Source organism: Odoribacter splanchnicus DSM 20712 (genome assembly GCF_000190535.1).
Classification (GTDB): domain Bacteria; phylum Bacteroidota; class Bacteroidia; order Bacteroidales; family Marinifilaceae; genus Odoribacter; species Odoribacter splanchnicus.
On sequence record NC_015160.1, the window covers coordinates 2,763,488 to 2,785,615 of the forward strand.

Below are 22,128 nucleotides of genomic sequence, written 5' to 3' on the forward strand. Positions count from 1 at the left end.
ACTAAAAAAACCGGATACGTTATTTCGTTCGTATTATTTCTTAAGATTGAACTTCTTTCCGGCAAACACAGCATCTTCACCCAATTCTTCTTCAATACGCAGAAGCTGATTGTATTTCGCCATACGGTCGGAACGGCTCATCGAACCGGTTTTAATCTGACCGGAATTTGTTGCGACGGCAATATCTGCAATGGTAGCATCTTCTGTTTCACCCGAACGATGGGACGTCACGGTCGTATACCCTGCACGCTGAGCCATTTCTATAGCATCCAGTGTTTCGGTTAGCGTTCCGATCTGGTTCACTTTAATTAAGATCGAATTGGCACATCCTAATTCGATCCCTTTCTTGAGGTATTCGACATTAGTCACAAACAGATCGTCTCCAACCAACTGGCAACGATCACCGATTTTTGCAGTCAGCATTTCCCAGCCATCCCAATCATTTTCAGCCATACCGTCTTCAATTGAATCGATCGGGTATTTATCGATCAACTCTTCCAGATAAAGTACCTGCTCGGTAGAAGTACGTTTCGCTCCATTCGGCCCTTCAAAAATGGAATAATCGTAAATGTCGTTTTTATAGAACTCCGAAGAAGCACAGTCAAGTCCGATCATCACCTCTTCGCCTGGTTTGTAACCCGCTTTTTTAATAGCTTCGATAATAGATTCCAAGGCATCTTCCGTACCTTTCAAGGTAGGTGCGAAACCACCTTCATCTCCTACAGCCGTACTCAATCCCCGATCATGCAATACTTTTTTGAGGGTATGGAAAATCTCTGCTCCCATCCGAACAGCTTCCCGGAAGGTTTTCGCTCCCACCGGGCGAATCATAAATTCCTGAAAAGCAATAGGAGAATCGGAATGGGAACCTCCGTTGATAATATTCATCATCGGCACAGGCAATACTTTTGCATTGCATCCGCCGATATAGCGGTATAAAGGAATTTCCAAAGCGCCGGCAGCAGCTTTTGCACAAGCCAAAGATACGCCCAACATGGCATTGGCTCCTAAATTGGATTTTGTCTTCGTGCCGTCCAGATCGATCAACAACCGGTCGATTGCTGCCTGGTCGGTAACATCGAATCCCAGCAAAGCATCGGCAATCACTGTATTGACATTATTGACAGCATTCAATACACCCTTCCCCTGATAACGGGATTTATCCCCATCGCGCAATTCCAAAGCTTCATGTTCGCCTGTCGACGCTCCCGAAGGAACAGCTGCACGCCCCATCACTCCGTTTTCCAGAGTTACATCTACTTCTACTGTCGGATTCCCGCGGGAATCCAATATTTCGCGACCTGTAATATCTACAATATGTGTCATCGTTTTGTCGTAATTTTAAATTATACATTTTATTTTGCTGACACAAGTTACGACAAAAGAATGAAGAATGAAGAATTAAAAATGAAGAATTAACTTTCATTTATAAAATTTACATAAAACATAAACTGTATCTATTGTATGATTATTTCAGTCTATAAAATCCGGTAAATTGTCGGTTATTTTATCAAATAAAGAAGGAAGCTTATATCTTTGCAAAAAATAATCTAAAAGATATGAAAAAGATCCCGGTTACCTTATTTATAGTCTCGGCTTTACTTTTCATCCTCCCGGAAAAAACAGAAGCACAGAGCCTGAAAGACATCCTAAAATCAGAAACAGCACAAAAAGTCATCGATGCCGTAAAGGAAGCGACAGCACTCAAATTCGAAGACTTGCAGGGGACCTGGCAATACAAAGGAGCAGCCTGCCAATTTAAAAGTGAGGAATTACTCCAAAAGGCAGGAGGTATAGCCCTGGGTGAAACAATGGAAGGCAAACTCGAAAAAGCTTATGAAAAAGCAGGAATCAGAACCGGCAATTTCTCATACACTTTCAACCATGATTCCACCTTTACCTGCCAAATAGGGAAAAAGGAATTGAAAGGTACCTATGCTTATGATAGCTCTAATCAAATTTTGACGTTAAGTTATTTCGGTTTATTAAACACCGAAGTACAACTATCGGGAAAGAAAGACGGCACGACTTTCCTCTTCAATGCCGACCGATTACTAAAACTGGTCACTTTACTGTCGGGTTATTCAAAGAGCAGTACTTTATCGGCTGTCAACAAAGTAGCCCAACAATACGACGGCATGATGCTCGGATTCGACCTGCAAAAATAACCGGGCATCGGCCACTATAGAAAATCCCTGACATCATACTTCCGGATGCAGTCTTCTTCATCCGTAGCGTATAAAAAACCTTTCTCTGCATCCAAAAAAGGATATTTAAGGGGATGGGAAAGTTTGAGTTGAAATTTAAAAGTCCCTTCCCAATCGAATACCTCCACCGAAAAGCCAAGTTTGCCCGGACGCCGCGGATCCTCGGGAAAAGCTCTGTAGGCAAAAACCGTTTTATCGGTACAATCGACTCCAGAATAATTTTCCCCGAATGACTCGGAAGAATTCAATAACGGCAATTCGTTACCCGTTGTCAGCCAACGGAAGTTTTGCATTTTTGAATCGTATAGTATTATCTGATTCATATTACGAAAGGCCACCGCTATTCTCCGGCGATCGGGCGACATCGCTTCATCCCCGAGAAAAAGCTGATCAAAATCCCGGATGTCGTCATAATCGGTATACCATACGCTATCTAAAACGGTAGCGGAAGCATAATTATAGCTCAACCAATACAAATTCTTACCTCCTACATGCGTCGTTCCCTGCATAGACAGAATCCGTATACTACCATCAGCATTTTTTCTAATATTCTGATTCGGTATAATATCATAAGGCCTTTCGGCACGGGAAATCCAAAACACCGAATCGTTCAAGACAAAAACCGGGCGGTATAAGAAATCGGCCATACCCCGATCCATAAATTTATATTGCTTTTCCCAACAAGGTTTACCTGCTGTTAAAGAACTTTCCAAATCGACGACTCCTATGAAATTTTGGGGAGCTTTCAACCACAGCCTCATTTTTCCCTTCCAGGGAGCTGCCCATATTTCCTGGCAGCTGATCACTTCATCATCTCCCCGTCCTTTTTCCAAAAAGGCTCCTAAAAACCGATAGGTATCCGCCTGATATACCCTCACTATTTTCTCTTCCTCCATATTCAGTATCACCAGAAAAGAATCGAGACGGCAGATACTCGTCGGGATCAATTCCTGTATAGGTAATTCCTCTCCTTTCAACTCGACTATTTGTTCAGGTGTTACCCCTAAAATCATTACTTTCTTCTCTTCATTACCCCGTTCTGCACAACTCATAAAAAGAAAAACTAGAAAAAGCAGGTAGAAAATCTTCATAAATCCGGTTTTAATTATAATGAGCAAATATATAATTTCCGATGTGATTAAAGAAATTCCCCGACAGCATACTTCCGGATACGGTCTTCATCGTCCGTAGCATAAAGAAATCCCTTTTCTGCATCGAAAAAAGGAGCTTTCAGGGGGTGTTCGATATTCAGTAGATATTTGAATTTGCCGTTCCAGTCAAAGACGGAGATGTTACGTTCTCTTTTTCTGCCATCCGGATGCAAAGGAAAAGCCCGAAATGCAAGTACTGTCTTATCGGTACAGCAAACCCCGGAATAATGTTGTCCATCGGTTGTGTGGGGCAAAGGTAATTCAGTCGAAGTAGTCAGCCACTTTGAAGTAAGCTTCTTCCGGTCAAAGAACAACATCTGATTCATCAGCTGAAAAGCCACGACAATCTTATGCTGATCCGGTGACATCGCCTCTTCGGTTGAAAAAATCCGGTCGAAATACTGTAAATCGGTATAAGACGTATACCAAACAGTATCTTGTGCCTGAGAAGAAGCGTAATTGAATTCCAGCCAATACAAGTTTTTCGGAGGAAAACTCTGTACCCCTTTTTCAGAAATAACGGTATAACTACCATCCGGATTTTTTTTCAATGTCCCTTCCGGGTAAAGCCACGAAGGTTCTTCGGCACACGATATCCAGAAAACAGAATCATTCAAAGGAAAAACTGAACGGTATAAATGATCACTTTTTACGTACCTCCCCAATTTATACTGTTGTTTCCAACAAGGTTTACCTGTTTTTAATGAACTTTCCAAATCGACGACTCCGACAAAATTCAACGGAGCCTGTAGCCATAATCTCATTTTACCTTTCCAGGGAGCCGCCCATATTTTACGGCAGGTAATCACTTCATCGCTCCCTCTTCCCTTTTCCAGAAAGGCCCCTAAAAACCGGTAGGTATCCGCATGATACACCCTCACTATTTTCTCTTCCTCCATATTCAGAATCACCAAAAAAGTATCGAGACGGCAGATACTCATCGGTATCAATTCCTGTATAGGTAATATTTCACCTTCCAAATCCAGCGTTTGTTCCGGACTTGCAGCTAAAACCACTTCGCTGTCGTTTTGCTGCTGCGTACAAGCGAAAAAAAATAAAAGCAAGAAAAAAAGAGAAAAGATTTTCATGGCTTTGTATTTAAAAAGAAAGGCGGATCTTCAGGATCCGCCTTCTATCTGAATTCCTGTAAAAGAATTATTCAGCCTTAGGAGCTTCCTCTGCAGGAGTTTCTGCTTTCGGAGCTTCTTCAACTACTGCAGCCCCGGTAGCTTCAGCTTTCTTAGCGCCTGAAGAACGACGACGACGGGTAGTTGTTTTCTTCACTTCCTGTTTAACTTCAGTATAAGTGGCATTGAAGTCTACCAATTCGATAATACAAGTCTCAGCGTTATCACCGATACGATTACCGGTACGCAGAATACGGGTATAACCTCCCGGACGGTTCACGATTTTCGGAGCAACTTCGCTAAACAATTCGGTAACGGCTTCTTTCTGTCCGAGGTAACTAAATACAACACGGCGAGAATTGGTGTTATCGTTTTTACTTTTAGTGATCAGAGGCTCAACATATATTTTGAGCGCTTTAGCCTTAGGCACTGTCGTGCTGATTCTCTTGTTGAGAATCAAAGAAGCGGCCATATTGGACAACATGGCTTTCCGATGTGCACTGGTCCGGCTCAGATGATTAAATTTCTTCTTATGGTTCATGATGTTATTCCTTATCTAATTTATACTTTGTAACATCCATACCGAATTCGAGGTTGTTATTTTCCAACAGAGCTTCCAGTTCGGTCAGCGACTTCTTACCGAAGTTGCGGAATTTCAACAGGTCGTTCTTATTGAAGCGGCACAATTCCCCGAGTGTTTCTACTTCGGCAGCTTTCAGGCAGTTCAATGCACGCACTGACAAGTCCATATCGACTAATTTAGTCTTCAACAGCTGACGCATATGAAGCACTTCTTCGTCGAATTCCTCATTACCGTACTTGTCTTCAGATTCCAAAGAAATCTTTTCATCCGAGAACAACATAAAGTGATGAATCAGAATTTTCGCAGCCTCTTTCAAAGCATCGGTAGGAGCGATAGAGCCATCGGTTTCAATTTCAAACAACAACTTTTCATAGTCGGTTTTACCTTCTACACGATAGTTCTCAATTTCATATTTTACATTCCGGATCGGAGTATAAATGGCATCAATAGGGATAAATCCCGCTTCGGCCTCTGCCGGCATATTTTCTGTACTAGGAACATAACCGCGCCCTTTCTGGATCGTAATTTCCATCTGGAAATTAACAGAAGGGTCCATATGGCAGATGACGAGTTCAGTATTGAGCACCTCGAATCCTGTGAGGAATTTGTTGATATCCCCTGCCTTAAAAGCTTCCTGACCGTTGATCAGAACCGTCAGCTTCTCATCCTCTACATCTTCCACTTTTCTCTTGAACCGAACCTGCTTCAGATTCAGGATAATCTCGGTAACATCCTCGATCACCCCGGGGATGGTGGCAAACTCATGTTCTACACCATGTATTTTGATTCCGGTAATCGCGAAGCCTTCCAATGAAGACAGTAGGATTCTGCGTAACGGATTACCAATTGTGATTCCGTAACCTGGCTCTAACGGACGAAATTCGAATTTTCCGAATTTGTCTGTCGATTCGAGCATGATTACTTTGTCCGGTTTCTGGAAAGCTAATATTGCCATAAATATCTTTAATTTTTTTTACTTAGAATACAATTCTACGATTAACTGCTCTTTAATGTTTTCCGGAATATCGCTTCTTTCCGGCACGTTCAACAGTTTGCCACTCATAGAAGCTCCGTCCCATTCCAACCAGGAATATTTGCTGACACGGTTACTACGCAGGCTATCTGCTACCACTTCAAGAGCTTTGGATTTCTCACGTACTGCAACGACATCCCCAGCTTTAACAGCTGCTGAGGGAATGTTACAAACACCACCGTTCACCGTGATATGACGATGAGAAACCAATTGCCGTGCTGCAGCACGGGTAGGAGCAATACCTAAACGGTATACGACATTGTCCAGACGACATTCGAGCATCTGCAACAATACTTCACCGGTAACACCTCCTGCACGTTCTGCTTTTTCAAACAGGATACGGAATTGTTTTTCCAGTAAACCATAGGTATATTTTGCTTTTTGTTTTTCTTTCAACTGAACACCATATTCAGAGATTTTTCTTCTGCGACGAGCCAAACCGTGCTGTCCTGACGGATAATTTCTCCGTTCCAGTGCCTTATCCGGTCCGTAAATAGGCTCACCGAACTTTCTTGCTATTTTAGACTTAGGTCCTGTATATCTAGCCATTTGTTTCTATTCTTTAAATTTACACAACATTCATAAGCTATAGGCTACAAGCTATAAGCTACAGGCTTTCGGCCTTTTCTTGCTTTTAGCATTTCGCTTTTAGCTTTTAGCTTTATTACACTCTTCTGCGTTTCGGAGGCCGGCAACCATTGTGTGGAAGCGGGGTAACATCGATGATTTCAGCTACTTCGATACCACTGGCGTGAATAGAACGAATGGCTGATTCACGGCCATTACCCGGACCGGAAACATATACTTTAGCTTTACGCATCCCCAGATCGAATGCGACCTTAGCGCAATCGGCAGCTGCCATCTGAGCTGCATACGGAGTGTTCTTTTTAGATCCTCTGAAACCCATCTTTCCGGCGGAAGACCATGAAATCACCTGACCAGTAGAATTGGTCAAAGAAATGATGATGTTGTTAAATGAGGAATGAACGTGTGCTTGTCCCACGGCTTCTACTTTAACCAGCCGCTTCTTGTTACTTGATGTAGACTTCTTTGCCATAATTCAACTCAATTATTTAGTTGCTTTTTTCTTGTTAGCAACAGTTTTCTTCTTACCCTTACGTGTACGGGCATTGTTCTTCGTGCTCTGTCCTCTTACGGGCAGTCCTAAACGGTGACGGATACCCCGGTAACAACCGATATCCATCAGTCGTTTGATGTTCATCTGAACGCTTGATCTCAACTCACCTTCGACTTTGTACTCTGTTCCAATGATTTTTCGTACAGCCCCGAGCTGGTCGTCGTTCCAGTCTTTCACCTTCAGGTCATAATCGATGCCGGCTTCACTCAGGATAGCACGTGCACTACTTCTACCTATACCATAGATATAGGTCAAGGCTATTTCTCCTCTTTTGTTTGAGGGTAAATCTACACCTACGATTCTTGCCATAAATCTTTTTTAATTTAACTAGATTAATGATTAACCCTGACGCATTTTAAACTTAGGGTTCTTTTTGTTAATGACGTACAAAACGCCTTTTCTTCTTACAATCTTGCAATCGTCATTACGTTTCTTGATTGACGCTCTTACCTTCATGGTCCTTTAATTTGAATTATTATGATTCATGATCTACGCATTACGATTTTCAATCAAAAGCCATACAGCTAAATCCGAAATCAAAAACCGTAAATCAAAAATTAAATTTTAGTTTTTGTATCTAAATGTAATTCTACCTTTTGTCAGGTCGTAAGGGGACATATCCACACGTACCCGGTCGCCAGGAAGTATCTTAATGTAATGCATACGCATCTTGCCGGAAATATGGGCTGTAATCACATGTCCATTTTCCAATTCTACCCGAAACATGGCATTCGACAATGCTTCTGTTATTACTCCATCCTGCTCTATTGACGGCTGTTTTGCCATAAACAATTAATTTATGATTTATGATTTACGATTTATGCAATACTTGCTCGACATATTCGAACGTAGACAAAATATCCGCACCATTCTTCCCTACGGCTACGGTATGCTCGAAATGAGCTGCCGGCTTTTTGTCCCTTGTCCGGATCGTCCATCCGTCGGCTTCCTGATAAATATGCCTTTTACCCAAATTGATCATCGGTTCGATAGCGATCACCATCCCTTCTTTCAGTTTTACCCCCTGCCCCTGACGGCCATAATTAGGCACCTGAGGCTCTTCGTGTAAATCGTGTCCTACTCCGTGTCCTACCATCTCCCTCACCACCGAATAACCTTCGGCCTCACAATGGGATTGCACTGCATGTCCTATATCTCCGATCCGCATACCCGCAACAGCTTTTCCGATTCCTTTATAAAGGCTTTCTTTCGTCACCCGCAATAACTTCCGGATTTCTTCATCCACTTCCCCAACCTCGAAGGTATAGGCACTATCACCGTAAAAACCGTTCTTCAAAGTGCCACAATCGATGGAAACAATATCCCCCTCTTGTAAAACACATTTTTCAGAGGGAATACCGTGCACGACAACGTCATTTACAGAAATACAAAGCGTATTCGGAAAACCACCGTAACCCAAAAATCCGGGCTCTGCACCGTGGTCACGAATAAACTCCTCTGCAATACGATCGAGCTCTAATGTAGAAATCCCCGGACGAATATGCTTTGCCATCTCGCCCAGAGTCATCCCTACCAATCGGTTGCTTTCTCTTAACAGTTCAATCTCTTCTCCGGTTTTTACAAAAATCATGCCGCAAAATTACAAAAAATATTTCAAGTTTCTAAGTTGCTGAGTCACAAAGTTACTAAGTTTTTCTGAACTCAGTAACTTAGCAACTCATTCACTATTAATAGGCAGCCGGTCCACCGGGAGTCTTCCCTTTAATTCGTCCTGTTTTCATCAATCCGTCGTAATGACGCATCAACAAATGCGACTCGATCTGTTGTAGAGTATCCAAAACAACTCCGACCAAAATCAACAGGGAAGTACCGCCATAGAACTGAGCAAACTGTTGGTTCACTCCGGCAATGGTTGCAAAAGCCGGTAATATGGCAACTATTCCCAGGAATATAGATCCCGGTAAAGTAATCCGTGACATAATGGTATCCAGGAACTCCATTGTTTTCCGTCCGGGTTTCACACCGGGAATAAATCCACCGTTCTTCTTCATATCCTCGGACATCTGCATCGGATTAACCGTAATCGCCGTATAAAAATACGTAAATGCCACAATCAGGATAAAGAAAGTGAAGTTATACCAAAAACCGGTGAAATTAGAAAAAGCAGTTGCAAAACCGGATAACGATTCAGAAGCTGCATAATTCACAAAAGAAATCGGTAACAACATAATTGCCTGAGCAAAAATGATCGGCATAACCCCTGCAGCATTAATCTTCAGAGGGATATACTGACGTACTCCACCATATTGTTTGTTTCCGACAATACGTTTTGCATACTGTACAGGCACCTTACGGGTTCCTTGTACCAGCAGGATCGTACCGCAGAATACGAAAAACAGCAGAATAATCTCGATCAGGAATGCCACCAATCCGCCACCTTGCTGACTAACACGCGAAGTCAGTTCGGCAAAGAATGCAAACGGCAGACGGGCGATAATACCAATCATGATAATGATAGAAACACCGTTTCCAATACCTTTATCTGTAATTTTTTCACCCAACCACAAAACGAACATAGAGCCCGCAGCCAGGATAATTACGGAATAGATTGTAAAGAAAGCCCCTTTTATCAGAAAGAATTCGGGCTGAATCTGTGCATGCAAGTTGGTAAGATACGCAGAACCTTGTAATATCAGAATGATAATGGTCAGATAACGGGTAATCTGGTTGATTTTACGCCGTCCACTTTCCCCTTCACGCTGCATACGCTGAAAATAAGGAACCGCAATTCCCAGTAACTGAACTACGATAGAAGCAGAGATATAGGGCATAATTCCCAAGGCAAAGATCGAAGCATTCGAAAATGCACCTCCCGAAAACATATCCAGCAATCCCAGCACACCACTCGAAGTCTGCTGTTTTAAAGCGGCTAATCCGGCAGGGTCGATACCCGGTAGTACCACCTCTGTTCCAAGTCTGTAAACGAGAATCAACCCGAGTGTTGTCAGAATCCGGGTTTTCAATTCCTCAATTTTCCAAATGTTCTTTAATGTATCAAATAACTTCATAAGTTCTTTTATTTATAAGTTTATAAAGTTTATAAAGTTTAAAAGTTACAAAGTTAAAATTACCTTATGAACTTATGAACTTTATGAACTTTATAAACTCGTTTTGTTTTACAAAACGACTACAGAGCCACCGGCAGCCTCGATCGCAGCAATCGCTGACTTAGAGAATGCATTTGCTGTAATTTCGAGTTTAGCACTGATTGAGCCGTCACCCAAAACTTTCAACAATTCATTCTTATTGAGCAATCCGGCTGCAATCAGAATATCCCGATCGATTTTCTCCAGATTATCTCTTTCAGCTAAAGCCTGCAACATGCTTACATTGATAGCTTTATAGGCTACACGATTGATATTCTTAAAGCCGAATTTCGGTACACGTCTCTGCAGAGGCATCTGACCACCTTCAAAACCAATCTTCGTATGGTAACCCGATCTTGATTTAGCTCCTTTATGTCCTCTTGTAGAAGTACCTCCTTTTCCGGAACCTTGTCCGCGACCAATTCTTTTTTCGTGATGAGTTGATCCGCAGGCCGGTTTTAAGCTACTTAAATCCATTTTATTTCGTTCTTAAAATGTTTATACTTATTTTACTTCTTCCACACGAACCAGATGGCTGATTTTTGCCACCATTCCCAGGATCTGCGGAGTAGCTTCTTTCTCAACACTGCTGTTGGTTTTCTTCAATCCCAAAGCCTGAATAGTGCCTACCTGAGTTTTATCGCTACCGATTTTACTTTTTACAAGTGTGATTTTAATCTTTGCCATGATCCTCAAATATTAACCGTTAAACACTTTATCCAGACTAATGCCTCTCTGAGCGGCAATCGTACGGGCATCACGCATTTCTTTCAATGCAGCTATCGTAGCTTTTACCAAATTGTGAGGGTTGGACGAACCTTTACTTTTAGCCAATACGTCGTGAATACCGGCACTTTCCAAAACAGCACGCATAGCACCTCCGGCTACCAGCCCGGTACCGGAAGAAGCGGGTTGCATATAAACCTCAGAACCGCTGAAACGAGCTACCTGCTCATGAGGAATAGTTCCTTTCAATACAGGTACTTTGATCAGGTTCTTTTTAGCAGCTTCGATTCCTTTAGAAATAGCTGTAGTCACCTCGTTTGCTTTTCCTAATCCCCAGCCTACGATTCCGTTTTCGTCACCTACCACAACGATAGCTGCGAAACTGAATGTACGACCTCCTTTTGTAACTTTGGTCACACGATTGATAGCTACCAATCTGTCCTTTAATTCCAAGTCAGTATTATTTACTTTTTGTTCCATTCCGCTAACTTATTAAAAATTAAGACCTCCGTTACGGGCAGCATCAGCTAATGCTTTTACTCTACCGTGATACAAATAACCGTTTCTGTCGAAAACAACAGCTTCGATACCGGCAGCTTTAGCTTTTTCTGCTACAGCAGCCCCTACGAAAGCAGCCTGTTCGGTCTTGTTGCCTTTCTTCTCAGCAATTTCCTTGCACAAAGATGAAACAGATAATAAAGTCTTACCTGCTTTATCGTCGATCAGCTGTACAGATATCTGCGCATTTGAACGATAAACGCTCATACGTGGACGTTCAGCTGTCCCGGAGACAATCTTCCGAATTCTCCGTTTTATTCTTAATCTTCTTTCTTCTTTCGTTAAAGCCATAACTTTTTACTTCCTTTAGTAATTAAACTTTAGCTGACTTACCTGCTTTCCGGCGAACCACTTCACCAACGAAGCGAATACCTTTACCCTTGTAAGGCTCAGGTTTACGGAAAGAACGGATTTTAGCAGCTACCTGACCGATCAACTGTTTGTCACAGCTTTCGAGCGTAATAATCGGGTTAGCACGTTTTTCAGTTACGGCTGTAACTTTCACCTCTGCCGGTAATTGCAAGAAGATAGAGTGAGAATATCCCAGTCCCAGTTCGAGAACCTGACCCTCAGCGTTAGCACGGAAACCAACACCTACTAATTCTTGTTTGATGGTATAACCTTCAGAAACACCTACAACCATATTATGAAGCAATGCACGGTACAGACCATGCTGTGCTTTGTGTTCTTTATCTTCTGTATGACGTGCTACATGCACTTCGTTCTCTTCAACGGTAACAGTCAGATCAGCACTTACCTGCTGAGAAAGTTGTCCTTTCGGACCTTTGACTGTGACGGTGTTATCAGGACTTACTGCTACAGTAACTCCTTGTGGTATATGAATCGGTAATTTCCCTATACGTGACATTTCTTCTTCACTTTAAAATTAATACACATAACACAATACTTCACCGCCTACATTCCGCTGGCGAGCTTCTTTGTCAGTCATCAATCCCATTGAGGTAGACAAAATGGCAATACCCAGTCCGTTCAATACACGTGGCATTTCTTCCACATTAGTGTACCGACGTAAACCCGGTTTTGACACACGTACCAGCGATTTGATGGCCGATACTTTCGTCTCGGGATGATATTTCAATGCAATTTTGATATTGCTTCTTGCACCTTCCTGTTCGAACTTATAATTCAGGATATATCCTTTTTCTTTCAGGATTTTGGTCATTTCGAGTTTAATTTTAGAACCCGGGATTTCAACCACTTTATGACCAACACTTACCGCATTCCGAATGCGGGTAAGGAAATCTGCTATTGGATCTGTCATCTCTTTTCGTTTTTTTTAATATTACCAACTAGCCTTTTTAACTCCCGGTATCAACCCTTGTGAAGCCATTTCACGGAATTGGATACGGCTGATACCAAATTGTCTCATATAACCTCTGGGACGTCCAGTCAGTTTGCAACGGTTGTGCAAACGGATCGGATTCGAGTTTCTAGGCAGGAGACTCAGTGCAGCATAGTCACCTTCCTCTTTTAATTTTGCTCGTTTCGCAGCGTACTTTTCTACCAATTTTGCACGCTTCACCTCACGGGCTTTCATTGATTCTTTTGCCATTTCGCTTGTTTTTAGTTCTTTTTAAACGGTAATCCAAACTCTCTGAGCAGAGCAAAACCTTCTTCGTCGGTATTAGCCGAAGTCACAAATGTAATGTTCATACCCATGATTTTGTGAACGGAATCCATCACAATTTCAGGGAATATGATCTGCTCTTCAAGACCTAATGTATAGTTGCCTTTTCCGTCCAGCTTACTGTTGATCCCCTTGAAGTCGCGGATACGCGGCAGGGCACTACAGATCAATCTTTCCAGAAATTCGTACATACGTTCTTTCCGTAAAGTCACTTTCACACCGATCGGCATGCCTTTACGCAATTTGAAGTTAGATACGTCTTTTGTCGATTTACCTACAACAGCTTTCTGACCTGTTATCGCAGTAATCTCATTCAATGAAAATTCCAGGATCTTCTTATCCTGAATAGCTGAACCCACTCCCTGATTGATTACTATCTTCTCCAGCCGGGGAGCCTGCATAACTGACTTGTATCCGAATTCTTTCATTAAAGTCGGTACAATCTCTTCGTTATACTTTGTTTTAAGATTTGGTACGTATTTCATCTATTTAATTATAATTTTGATTCACGATTGACGATTTTACACACAATAGTCGACCGAAAAATCAGATTTTCAGGCGGCAAAGGTATAAAATATTTTGGATTATATCACTTCGTAAATCCCATTTTTATTCTTGCTTTACGATATTGATTTACGATCAGAGTGTTTTTTCACTATAATCGTAAATCCGGAATCGTAAATCAGGTCTTATTTCAGGATTTCTCCTGATTTTTTAGCATATCTCACCAAGTTACCTTTTTCGTCCTTTTTACGGCCGATACGGGTCGGTTTGTTGGTAGACGGATCGATCACGTTCAGGTTAGAGATGTGGATCGGAGCTTCTTGCTTGATGATACCACCCTGCGGATATTTAGCATTCGGTTTGGTATGTTTGCTGATCATGTTGATTCCCTCAACGATCGCTCTTTCCTTATCCGGAAAAACTTCCAGTACCTTTCCCTGTTTGCCTTTATCTTCCCCAGCGTTCACCTGTACTAAATCGCCTTTTTTAATATGAAATTTTCTATTCATCTCTTTACTTTTTTAATTGTCGAAAGTCCAAAAGTCAAGAGTTTAAAAATTCTCATTCCCGAACATTCGACTTTCTGACATTCGACATTTGACATTAAAGTACTTCGGGGGCTAACGAAACGATTTTCGTATAACCTTCACGAACTTCACGGGCTACAGGTCCGAAGATACGGGTTCCTCTCATTTCACCGGCATTGTTCAACAATACACAGGCATTGTCGTCAAAACGGATATAAGAACCATCGGGACGTCTGTATTCCTTGGTTACGCGTACAACCACAGCTTTGCTGACAGTACCCTTTTTAATTTCACCGCTAGGCAGGGCACTTTTTACAGCAACAACGATTTTATCGCCTACGCGTGCATATCTTTTCTTGGAACCTCCAAGAACACGGATACAAAGCACTTCTTTAGCACCGCTGTTGTCTGCTACTGTTAATCTGGTTTCCTGTTGTATCATGATTACTTCGCTCTTTCAATGATTTCAACTAATCTCCATCTCTTCATTTTACTTAAAGGACGGGTTTCCATAATTCTCACGGTATCACCGATATTACACTCATTCTTTTCATCATGAGCGGTGAACTTTTTGGTCTTTTTAATGAACTTACCGTAAATCGGGTGTTTCTCCTTAAAATGTACAGCAACGGTGATAGTTTTATCCATCTTATTGCTCAGTACCAGACCGATACGTTCTTTTCTAAGATTTCTTCCTTCCATTGCTTTACTTCTTTTCAGTTAATTCTCTCTTACGTATTTCTGTCATCATACGAGCGATGGTTTTACGGGCAGCACGAATCTGCATCGGGTTTTCCATCGGCGTAATGGTATGATTCATCGTCATCTTATTGAGGGCTGCTTTTTCAGTCTCTACCCGTTCAATAAGTTCAGCTGTGGTCATTTCAATAATTTCTGAATTTTTCATCTCTCTGACAAATTAATTTTTAAACTTAATAGCCGGAAGACTATTCTTCTGTATAATCACGTCTAACCACAAACTTTGTCGTAATAGGTAATTTCTGTGCTGCAAGACGTAAAGCCTCTTTTGCCACTGCATACGGAACACCGTCAGCCTCGAAAATAATTCTTCCCGGAGTTACAGGTGCTACGAATCCCTCTGGGTTACCTTTACCTTTACCCATACGTACCTCGGCAGGTTTTTTGGTAATCGGTTTATCGGGGAATATACGAATCCAAATCTGTCCCTGACGTTGCATGTAACGGGTTACTGCAACACGGGCAGCTTCTATCTGGCGTCCTTCGATCCATTTTTCTTCTAACGCCTTAATACCGAAAGATCCGAATGCAAGTTGATTACCTCTCTGGGCATTCCCCTTCATCCTACCTTTCTGGCTTCTTCTAAATTTAGTCCTTTTCGGCTGTAACATAGCTCTTCGTTTATTAAATTAAAAGACTACTTACTTTTTCTTCTTTCTGAAACCGCCTTTTTTCCCGTCAGCTTTACCAGCTGATGCAGGACGGCTGTTGTCACGGGTCTGGAGCAGTGAGTTCGGAACGAGTTCACGTTTTCCATAAACTTCACCTTTACAGATCCATACCTTGATACCTAACAGACCATAAGTGGTCAGGGCCTCTGCCTGTGCAAAATCGATGTCAGCACGGAAAGTGTGCAGCGGAGTCCTTCCTTCTTTGAACATCTCGGCACGTGCCATTTCAGCACCGTTCAGACGTCCTGAAATCAGGATCTTGATTCCCTCGGCACCCATTCTCATGGTTGAAGCGATTGCCATTTTGATAGCCCGGCGGTATGCTACACGGCCTTCCAACTGACGAGCTATGTTATTTCCAACGATCACAGCATCCAATTCCGGACGTTTGATCTCGAAGATATTGATCTGAACCTCTTTATCGGTAATTTTCTTCAGCTCTTCTTTCAGTTTATCCACTTCCTGACCGCCTTTACCGATAATAATTCCCGGACGGGCGGTATTGATCGTGATAGTGATGAGCTTCAGCGTACGCTCGATAACGATTTTTGCGATTCCGGCTTTTGCAAGACGGGCATTCAGGTATTTACGGATTTTGTAATCTTCTACCAGTTTGTCACCGTAATTCTTGCCGCCGAACCAATTAGAATCCCATCCACGGATGATACCTAATCTATTGCTTATTGGATTACATTTTTGTCCCATGCTTTACTCTTTTACAGTGTTTTCAACAACGGCGGTTTTACTTCCCAACACGATAGTCACGTGATTGGATCTTTTACGGATTCTGTGAGCCCGTCCCTGTGGAGCCGGACGCAGTCTTTTCAGAATACCCGCACCATCCACAAAGATTTCTTTGATATACAAAGCAGCGTCGTCTACGCGCTGGCCTTCGTTTTTCACGCTCCAGTTTGCAATAGCTGAAAGTAAGAGTTTCTCCACTTTACGAGCAGCTTCTTTCGGACAAAATTTCAGTGTATCCAAAGCCCTCTGTACGTCCATACCCCGTACAAGGTCTGCCACCAATCTCATTTTCTGAGGTGATGAAGGACAATCATGCAGCACAGCGAAAGCCTTTGTTTTTCTGGCTTCCTTCATCTGATTTGCTTTTATTCTTTTTCTTGCACCCATTTTATACAATCTTCATTTGTTCAACATCATCACGCTATTATTTTTTCTTCTTGTCAGCGTGACCTCTAAATGTACGTGTCGGTGCAAATTCACCCAATTTATGACCAACCATATTTTCGGTCACATATACCGGGATAAATTTATTACCGTTGTGTACAGCTACTGTATGCCCTACGAAATCCGGAGAAATCATGGAGTAACGAGCCCAGGTCTTAACAACCGATTTCTTGTTGGTCTCATTCATTGCCAGGATTCTCTTTTCCAGCTTTACATCAATAAAAGGGCCTTTTTTTAACGAACGACTCATAACATCAAGTTTTAATCAGTTATTTTTTCCTTCTTTCAATAATATACTTCGAAGAAGCCTTCTTCGGTGCTCTGGTCTTCAAGCCCTTAGCCAACAAACCTTTTCTTGAACGGGGCAGACCTCCGGAAGCACGGCCTTCACCACCACCCATCGGGTGATCAACCGGGTTCATGACAACACCACGGACACGAGGACGACGGCCTAACCAGCGGGTACGCCCTGCTTTACCGGAACGTTCCAGAGAATGGTCAGGATTAGATACAGTACCTACGGTTGCTTTACAGGTAACCAGCACCATACGGATCTCACCTGAAGGCAATTTGATAGAAGCATATTTTCCTTCTCTTGCAACTAACTGAGCATAAGAACCGGCGCTACGGGCCATTACAGCTCCTTGTCCCGGACGTAACTCAATGTTATGTATGATTGTACCCAATGGGATTTCAGACAAATACAGCGTATTCCCGATTTCAGGAGCGACTCCTTTACCGCTCTCGATGGTCTGACCGACAGTCAAACCGATCGGGGCAACGATATAACGTTTTTCACCATCTGCATACACTAACAGGGCAATACGGGCCGTGCGGTTCGGATCGTATTCGATACTTGCTACTTTAGCAGGTATATTTTCCTTCTCGCGTTTGAAGTCGATTACTCTGTATTTGCGTTTATGACCACCACCTATATATCTCATTGTCATCTTACCGGTGTTATTACGACCTCCGGTTTTGCTGTAGGGTCTCAACAATGATTTCTCAGGTCTATCTGTAGTCACCTGTTCGAAAGTATTCACTACCTTTCCTCTTTGTCCAGGCGTTACAGGATTTAATTTTCTTACAGCCATCTTATTTAAATATTGCTAAAAAAATCAATACTATCACCTTCTGCTAAAGTCACAATTGCTTTCTTGAACGAGTTGGTACGTCCGCTGATTACACCGGCCTTGGTATAACGGGATTTAGCCGTCCCCTGATAACGCTGGGTATTTACAGCCAATACGTTCACTCCATACATGGCTTCAACTGCTTTCTTTATCTCAATCTTATTTGCCTCTTTTGCTACGATAAAAGCTACTTTACGCTGTTTATCGGTGAGAGCTGTCATCTTTTCCGTTAAAACGGGCTTAATAATAATTTCCATCTCTTCTTGGTTTAGTTAAGATTGAACATTTCGTTAAGGCCCTCTACAGAACTTTCAACTAAAACAAGGTTTTTAGCCTTCATTACGTTGTAAGTTGCGATGTCGCTAACTCTCATCACTTCCACATTCTGCAAGTTACGGGCAGACAGAAGTACATTTTCGTTCACACCGTTACCCAATACCAACAACAGACGACCGTTGTTTACCTGCAGGTTGTTCATCAAAGCAACCATTTGTTTGGTCTTCGGAGCTTCGAAGGTGAAGTCTTCAACGACTTTTACAGCATTTGCACTTGCTTTTACAGCCAAAGCTGATTTACGAGCCAATTTTTTCAATTTCTTGTTCAGTTTGAAGCTGTAATCTCTCGGTACGGGACCAAAAATACGACCTCCTCCTCTGAACTCAGGGTTCTTAATACTACCTGCACGAGCACCTCCGGTACCTTTTTGCTTTTTCAGCTTTTTGGTACTTCCGGAAATTTCATTCCGCTGTTTTGACTTGTGAGTACCCTGACGGTTGTTGGCCAGGAACTGTTTTACGTCAAGGTAGATAGCGTGCTCATTAGGCTGAATTCCAAAAATAGCGTCATCCAACACTATCTTTCTGCCGGTTTCCTGTCCGGCAATGTTTAGTACACTTAACTCCATTACTTCTGAATAATTACGTATGAACCTTTAGATCCGGGAACAGATCCCTTCACCAACAACAAATTATTTTCAGGAATTACCTTCAAAACTTCCAAGTTCTCTACAGTAACCCGGTCTCCGCCCATACGGCCACCCATACGCATTCCTTTGAAAACACGTGCCGGAGTAGAACATGCTCCGATAGATCCCGGTTTTCTCAGACGGTTATGCTGACCGTGGGTAGCTTGTCCTACTCCACCGAAACCGTGACGTTTCACAACGCCCTGGTAACCTTTACCTTTAGAGGTACCGACGATATCGACATAGGCAGTACCTTCCAGTATGGTCACGTCGATTACATCTCCCAACTTGTGTTCTTCGGCAAATCCTGCAAACTCAACGAGTTTACGTTTCGGAGTTGTGCCAGCCTTCTTAAAATGTCCACTTAGCTGCTTCGTTGTGTGTTTTTCTTTTTTCTCATCAAAACCCAACTGAAGTGCTTCGTAACCGTCTTTTTCTATGGTTTTCACCTGAGTTACGACACATGGACCGCATTCAATAACAGTGCATGGGATACTTTTCCCCTCAACACTGAAAACGGAAGTCATTCCGACTTTTTTTCCAATTAAACCTGGTAATTTCATTTCTTTTTTAATAGGTTAATTCTTCATTTTAACGACATAGGGTTTCGCCGTTAACTACACTTTAATCTCAACTTCAACACCACTGGGTAATTCAAGTTTCATCAGCGCATCGATGGTACCTGTAGTAGAACTATAGATATCAATCAGACGTTTGAAAGTACATAATAAAAATTGTTCACGGCTCTTCTTATTTACGAAAGTAGAGCGGTTAACAGTAAATACTCCTTTGTGGGTAGGAAGTGGAATCGGACCACTAACCACTGCACCTGTAGCCTTCACTGTCTTAACAATCTTTTCAGCCGACTTGTCTACCAAGTTGTGATCGTAAGATTTTAACTTAATTCTGATTTTTTGGCTCATGTTTTTTGTTTATTATATTTAAGCGGTCGGAAAGGCCAGAGACCTCTCCGACATTAATTTTTAGATTAAATCCACACGTCCGTTCGCTTTTTCAACCACCTCTCTCGCAATATTCTTCGGAACTTCGGCATAGTGATCGAATTCCATAGAAGAACTTGCACGTCCGGATGACAGGGTACGTAATACAGTCACATAACCGAATTGTTCTGCCAAAGGAACTTTTGCCGTAATCACACGGGCACCGATACGGGAATCCATCGATTCTACCTGTCCCCGGCGACGGTTCAGGTCAGCGATGATGTCACCCATAAAGTCTTCGGGAGTAACTACTTCCAGCTTCATAATCGGTTCCAGCAATACCGGTTTTGCTTTCTGAGCAGCTTCTTTATAACCGATTTTAGCAGCCATTTCGAACGACAACGCATCAGAGTCAACAGGGTGGAAAGAACCATCGATCAAAGTGATCTTCAAAGCTTCCAAAGCATAACCTGCCAGAACACCGTTCTGCATCGCTTCTTTGAACCCTTTTTCTACAGACGGGATAAATTCCTTCGGAATATTACCACCTTTCACTTCGTTCACAAAAGTCAAGCCCTCTTTACCTTCCTCTGCAGGTTCCATACGGAAAATAATATCTGCAAACTTACCACGACCACCGGACTGTTTTTTGAACACATGACGATGATCGACAGGTACAGTAATCGCTTCTTTGTAAGATACCTGAGGAGCTCCCTGGTTACATTCTACTTTAAATTCACGACGCAAACGGTCGAGGATGATATCCAGGTGAAGCTCACCCATACCGCTGATTACGGTCTGGCCTGAATCTTCATCAGTTTTCACGCGGAAGGTCGGGTCTTCTTCAGCCAATTTAGCCAAAGCCATACCTAATTTATCCGTATCTTTCTGAGTCAGCGGTTCGATAGCGATACCGATCACAGGTTCCGGGAAAGTCATACTCTCCAGTACGATCGGTTTATCTTCAGAACACAAGGTATCTCCGGTACGGATATCTTTGAAACCTACGCAAGCGCAGATATCTCCGGCTTCCAGTACTTCTTTCGGCTGTTGCTTGTTAGAGTGCATCTGGAACAGACGGGAAATACGTTCTTTTTTATCGGTACGCGGGTTATAAACATACGAACCGGCTTCGATCTTACCAGAATAAATACGGGTATAGCACAAACGGCCGACAAACGGGTCGGTAGCGATCTTAAATGCCAGTGCCGACAGCGGAGCCTCCGGATCTACAGGGAAATGTACATCTTCTCCTGTCCGGGGATCAGTACCTTTACTGTTCGGAATATCCAACGGGTTCGGCAAATAAGCGATCACAGCATCCAACAGGTTCTGCACGCCTTTATTTTTGAAAGAAGAACCGCACATCACCGGACAGAAGTCCATGGCGATCACAGCCTTCCGAATCACTGCTTTCAGGTCTTCGACTGTGATAGAGTCCGGATCTTCAAAGAAACGTTCCATCAAAGCTTCGTCCTGCACAGCAGCAGCTTCTACCAATTTCTCTCTCCATTCCTGAGCTTCAGCCATCATATTTTCGGGAATTTCTTTCACGGTAGCTTCCATAGCACCGTTTTCCCAAACATAAGCTTTCATTTCTACCAGGTCGATAATACCCTGATAGTTATCTTCCGCTCCGATCGGAAGTACCAAAGGAACCGGATTTGCACCTAATTTCTCTTTGATTTCACGAACTGCTTTGAAGAAATCGGCCCCGGAACGGTCCATTTTATTCACGAAAGCAATTCTCGGAACACCATATTTGTTTGCCTGACGCCATACGGTTTCAGACTGTGCTTCAACCCCACCTACTGCACAGAACAATGCAACCGCACCATCCAATACACGAAGAGAACGCTCTACTTCAACCGTGAAGTCAACGTGTCCCGGAGTGTCGATGATATTAATTTTATATTCGTTTCCCTGATATTTCCAGAAACAAGTGGTAGCAGCAGAAGTGATGGTAATACCTCTCTCCTGTTCCTGCACCATCCAGTCCATCGTTGCAGTACCATCATGCGTTTCCCCGATCTTATGGTTCACACCGGTGAAATACAGGATACGTTCGGTCGTTGTAGTCTTACCGGCATCGATGTGAGCCATGATACCGATATTTCTTGTGTAATGTAAATCTCTCTTAGCCATCTATTTTTCGCCTCTAAA

35 protein-coding genes are annotated in these 22,128 nt (G+C 42.6%); 1 reads left to right on the forward strand and 34 read right to left on the reverse strand.

Features of this window, described 5'->3' with window-relative positions:
* Positions 1–33 precede the first annotated feature (33 nt).
* Positions 34–1,326, reverse strand: coding sequence for a phosphopyruvate hydratase (eno, locus tag ODOSP_RS11590; RefSeq protein ID WP_013612491.1), 1,293 nt, complete (start codon positions 1,324–1,326; stop codon positions 34–36).
* 233 nt (positions 1,327–1,559) lie between these two features.
* On the opposite strand from eno, the gene ODOSP_RS11595 reads away from it, so the two are divergent.
* On the forward strand, positions 1,560–2,168 hold the full coding sequence (locus ODOSP_RS11595) for a DUF4923 family protein (RefSeq protein ID WP_013612492.1): 609 nt from the start codon (positions 1,560–1,562) through the stop codon (positions 2,166–2,168).
* A 14-nt stretch (positions 2,169–2,182) separates the two neighbouring features.
* Here ODOSP_RS11595 and ODOSP_RS11600 read toward each other — a convergent pair whose 3' ends face one another.
* The 33 genes from ODOSP_RS11600 to fusA all read right to left on the reverse strand — a co-directional run bounded on the left by ODOSP_RS11600 (position 2,183) and on the right by fusA (position 22,110).
* On the reverse strand, positions 2,183–3,298 hold the full coding sequence (locus ODOSP_RS11600; RefSeq protein WP_013612493.1) for a TolB-like 6-bladed beta-propeller domain-containing protein: 1,116 nt from the start codon (positions 3,296–3,298) through the stop codon (positions 2,183–2,185).
* Positions 3,299–3,345: 47 nt separating this feature from the next.
* Positions 3,346–4,446, reverse strand: coding sequence for a hypothetical protein (locus tag ODOSP_RS11605; RefSeq protein WP_013612494.1), 1,101 nt, complete (start codon positions 4,444–4,446; stop codon positions 3,346–3,348).
* Between the two features lie 67 nt (positions 4,447–4,513).
* Positions 4,514–5,026 carry a 50S ribosomal protein L17 gene (gene rplQ, locus ODOSP_RS11610; RefSeq protein WP_013612495.1) on the reverse strand — a complete coding sequence of 171 codons (513 nt, stop codon included), beginning with the start codon at positions 5,024–5,026 and terminating at the stop codon, positions 4,514–4,516.
* 4 nt (positions 5,027–5,030) lie between these two features.
* Positions 5,031–6,023: a DNA-directed RNA polymerase subunit alpha gene (locus ODOSP_RS11615; RefSeq protein WP_013612496.1), complete on the reverse strand. Its 993-nt coding sequence runs from the start codon at positions 6,021–6,023 to the stop codon at positions 5,031–5,033.
* A gap of 18 nt (positions 6,024–6,041) precedes the next feature.
* On the reverse strand, positions 6,042–6,650 hold the full coding sequence (rpsD, locus tag ODOSP_RS11620) for a 30S ribosomal protein S4 (RefSeq protein WP_013612497.1): 609 nt from the start codon (positions 6,648–6,650) through the stop codon (positions 6,042–6,044).
* 115 nt (positions 6,651–6,765) lie between these two features.
* Complete coding sequence (rpsK, locus tag ODOSP_RS11625; protein ID WP_013612498.1) at positions 6,766–7,158, reverse strand: 30S ribosomal protein S11; 393 nt, start codon at positions 7,156–7,158, stop codon at positions 6,766–6,768.
* Between the two features lie 12 nt (positions 7,159–7,170).
* The gene (gene rpsM, locus ODOSP_RS11630; RefSeq protein ID WP_013612499.1) at positions 7,171–7,548 is read right to left on the reverse strand and encodes a 30S ribosomal protein S13; all 378 of its coding nucleotides are present in this window, start codon (positions 7,546–7,548) and stop codon (positions 7,171–7,173) included.
* 30 nt (positions 7,549–7,578) lie between these two features.
* Positions 7,579–7,695 (reverse strand): 50S ribosomal protein L36, encoded by a 117-nt coding sequence (rpmJ, locus tag ODOSP_RS11635; RefSeq protein WP_013612500.1) that lies wholly within the window; start codon positions 7,693–7,695, stop codon positions 7,579–7,581.
* Between the two features lie 108 nt (positions 7,696–7,803).
* A complete protein-coding gene (gene infA, locus ODOSP_RS11640; protein WP_013612501.1) occupies positions 7,804–8,025 on the reverse strand; it encodes a translation initiation factor IF-1 in 222 nt (73 codons plus the stop codon).
* 25 nt (positions 8,026–8,050) lie between these two features.
* Positions 8,051–8,830: a type I methionyl aminopeptidase gene (map, locus tag ODOSP_RS11645; RefSeq protein ID WP_013612502.1), complete on the reverse strand. Its 780-nt coding sequence runs from the start codon at positions 8,828–8,830 to the stop codon at positions 8,051–8,053.
* Positions 8,831–8,927: 97 nt separating this feature from the next.
* Entirely contained in the window at positions 8,928–10,268 is a 1,341-nt protein-coding gene (secY, locus tag ODOSP_RS11650; RefSeq protein ID WP_013612503.1) for a preprotein translocase subunit SecY, read from the reverse strand.
* A gap of 108 nt (positions 10,269–10,376) precedes the next feature.
* Entirely contained in the window at positions 10,377–10,823 is a 447-nt protein-coding gene (gene rplO, locus ODOSP_RS11655; RefSeq protein ID WP_013612504.1) for a 50S ribosomal protein L15, read from the reverse strand.
* 27 nt (positions 10,824–10,850) lie between these two features.
* Positions 10,851–11,033 (reverse strand): 50S ribosomal protein L30, encoded by a 183-nt coding sequence (rpmD, locus tag ODOSP_RS11660; protein WP_013612505.1) that lies wholly within the window; start codon positions 11,031–11,033, stop codon positions 10,851–10,853.
* 12 nt (positions 11,034–11,045) lie between these two features.
* Entirely contained in the window at positions 11,046–11,552 is a 507-nt protein-coding gene (rpsE, locus tag ODOSP_RS11665) for a 30S ribosomal protein S5 (RefSeq protein ID WP_013612506.1), read from the reverse strand.
* A gap of 12 nt (positions 11,553–11,564) precedes the next feature.
* A complete protein-coding gene (gene rplR, locus ODOSP_RS11670) occupies positions 11,565–11,921 on the reverse strand; it encodes a 50S ribosomal protein L18 (RefSeq protein ID WP_013612507.1) in 357 nt (118 codons plus the stop codon).
* Between the two features lie 22 nt (positions 11,922–11,943).
* Positions 11,944–12,498 (reverse strand): 50S ribosomal protein L6, encoded by a 555-nt coding sequence (gene rplF / locus ODOSP_RS11675; protein WP_013612508.1) that lies wholly within the window; start codon positions 12,496–12,498, stop codon positions 11,944–11,946.
* An 18-nt stretch (positions 12,499–12,516) separates the two neighbouring features.
* On the reverse strand, positions 12,517–12,912 hold the full coding sequence (gene rpsH / locus ODOSP_RS11680; protein ID WP_013612509.1) for a 30S ribosomal protein S8: 396 nt from the start codon (positions 12,910–12,912) through the stop codon (positions 12,517–12,519).
* A 21-nt stretch (positions 12,913–12,933) separates the two neighbouring features.
* Positions 12,934–13,203 (reverse strand): 30S ribosomal protein S14, encoded by a 270-nt coding sequence (rpsN, locus tag ODOSP_RS11685; protein ID WP_013612510.1) that lies wholly within the window; start codon positions 13,201–13,203, stop codon positions 12,934–12,936.
* 11 nt (positions 13,204–13,214) lie between these two features.
* The gene (gene rplE / locus ODOSP_RS11690; RefSeq protein WP_013612511.1) at positions 13,215–13,763 is read right to left on the reverse strand and encodes a 50S ribosomal protein L5; all 549 of its coding nucleotides are present in this window, start codon (positions 13,761–13,763) and stop codon (positions 13,215–13,217) included.
* 204 nt (positions 13,764–13,967) lie between these two features.
* On the reverse strand, positions 13,968–14,291 hold the full coding sequence (gene rplX, locus ODOSP_RS11695) for a 50S ribosomal protein L24 (protein WP_013612512.1): 324 nt from the start codon (positions 14,289–14,291) through the stop codon (positions 13,968–13,970).
* 94 nt (positions 14,292–14,385) lie between these two features.
* Positions 14,386–14,751 carry a 50S ribosomal protein L14 gene (rplN, locus tag ODOSP_RS11700; RefSeq protein ID WP_013612513.1) on the reverse strand — a complete coding sequence of 122 codons (366 nt, stop codon included), beginning with the start codon at positions 14,749–14,751 and terminating at the stop codon, positions 14,386–14,388.
* 2 nt (positions 14,752–14,753) lie between these two features.
* Entirely contained in the window at positions 14,754–15,011 is a 258-nt protein-coding gene (rpsQ, locus tag ODOSP_RS11705) for a 30S ribosomal protein S17 (RefSeq protein WP_013612514.1), read from the reverse strand.
* Positions 15,012–15,015: 4 nt separating this feature from the next.
* Positions 15,016–15,216, reverse strand: coding sequence for a 50S ribosomal protein L29 (gene rpmC, locus ODOSP_RS11710; protein ID WP_013612515.1), 201 nt, complete (start codon positions 15,214–15,216; stop codon positions 15,016–15,018).
* Between the two features lie 40 nt (positions 15,217–15,256).
* Positions 15,257–15,679 (reverse strand): 50S ribosomal protein L16, encoded by a 423-nt coding sequence (gene rplP, locus ODOSP_RS11715; RefSeq protein WP_013612516.1) that lies wholly within the window; start codon positions 15,677–15,679, stop codon positions 15,257–15,259.
* Between the two features lie 30 nt (positions 15,680–15,709).
* The gene (rpsC, locus tag ODOSP_RS11720) at positions 15,710–16,444 is read right to left on the reverse strand and encodes a 30S ribosomal protein S3 (protein WP_013612517.1); all 735 of its coding nucleotides are present in this window, start codon (positions 16,442–16,444) and stop codon (positions 15,710–15,712) included.
* A 3-nt stretch (positions 16,445–16,447) separates the two neighbouring features.
* Positions 16,448–16,870 carry a 50S ribosomal protein L22 gene (rplV, locus tag ODOSP_RS11725; protein WP_013612518.1) on the reverse strand — a complete coding sequence of 141 codons (423 nt, stop codon included), beginning with the start codon at positions 16,868–16,870 and terminating at the stop codon, positions 16,448–16,450.
* A 37-nt stretch (positions 16,871–16,907) separates the two neighbouring features.
* Positions 16,908–17,177, reverse strand: coding sequence for a 30S ribosomal protein S19 (gene rpsS, locus ODOSP_RS11730; RefSeq protein ID WP_013612519.1), 270 nt, complete (start codon positions 17,175–17,177; stop codon positions 16,908–16,910).
* Positions 17,178–17,196: 19 nt separating this feature from the next.
* Positions 17,197–18,021 carry a 50S ribosomal protein L2 gene (rplB, locus tag ODOSP_RS11735; protein WP_013612520.1) on the reverse strand — a complete coding sequence of 275 codons (825 nt, stop codon included), beginning with the start codon at positions 18,019–18,021 and terminating at the stop codon, positions 17,197–17,199.
* Between the two features lie 5 nt (positions 18,022–18,026).
* Entirely contained in the window at positions 18,027–18,317 is a 291-nt protein-coding gene (gene rplW / locus ODOSP_RS11740; RefSeq protein ID WP_013612521.1) for a 50S ribosomal protein L23, read from the reverse strand.
* A gap of 11 nt (positions 18,318–18,328) precedes the next feature.
* A complete protein-coding gene (rplD, locus tag ODOSP_RS11745) occupies positions 18,329–18,964 on the reverse strand; it encodes a 50S ribosomal protein L4 (RefSeq protein ID WP_013612522.1) in 636 nt (211 codons plus the stop codon).
* Positions 18,964–19,587: a 50S ribosomal protein L3 gene (rplC, locus tag ODOSP_RS11750; RefSeq protein ID WP_013612523.1), complete on the reverse strand. Its 624-nt coding sequence runs from the start codon at positions 19,585–19,587 to the stop codon at positions 18,964–18,966. Before rplC ends, rplD begins: the two co-directional genes overlap by 1 nt.
* 54 nt (positions 19,588–19,641) lie before the next feature.
* Positions 19,642–19,947 (reverse strand): 30S ribosomal protein S10, encoded by a 306-nt coding sequence (gene rpsJ / locus ODOSP_RS11755; RefSeq protein ID WP_013612524.1) that lies wholly within the window; start codon positions 19,945–19,947, stop codon positions 19,642–19,644.
* 60 nt (positions 19,948–20,007) lie between these two features.
* A complete protein-coding gene (gene fusA, locus ODOSP_RS11760; RefSeq protein ID WP_013612525.1) occupies positions 20,008–22,110 on the reverse strand; it encodes an elongation factor G in 2,103 nt (700 codons plus the stop codon).
* Positions 22,111–22,128: the final 18 nt, after the last annotated feature.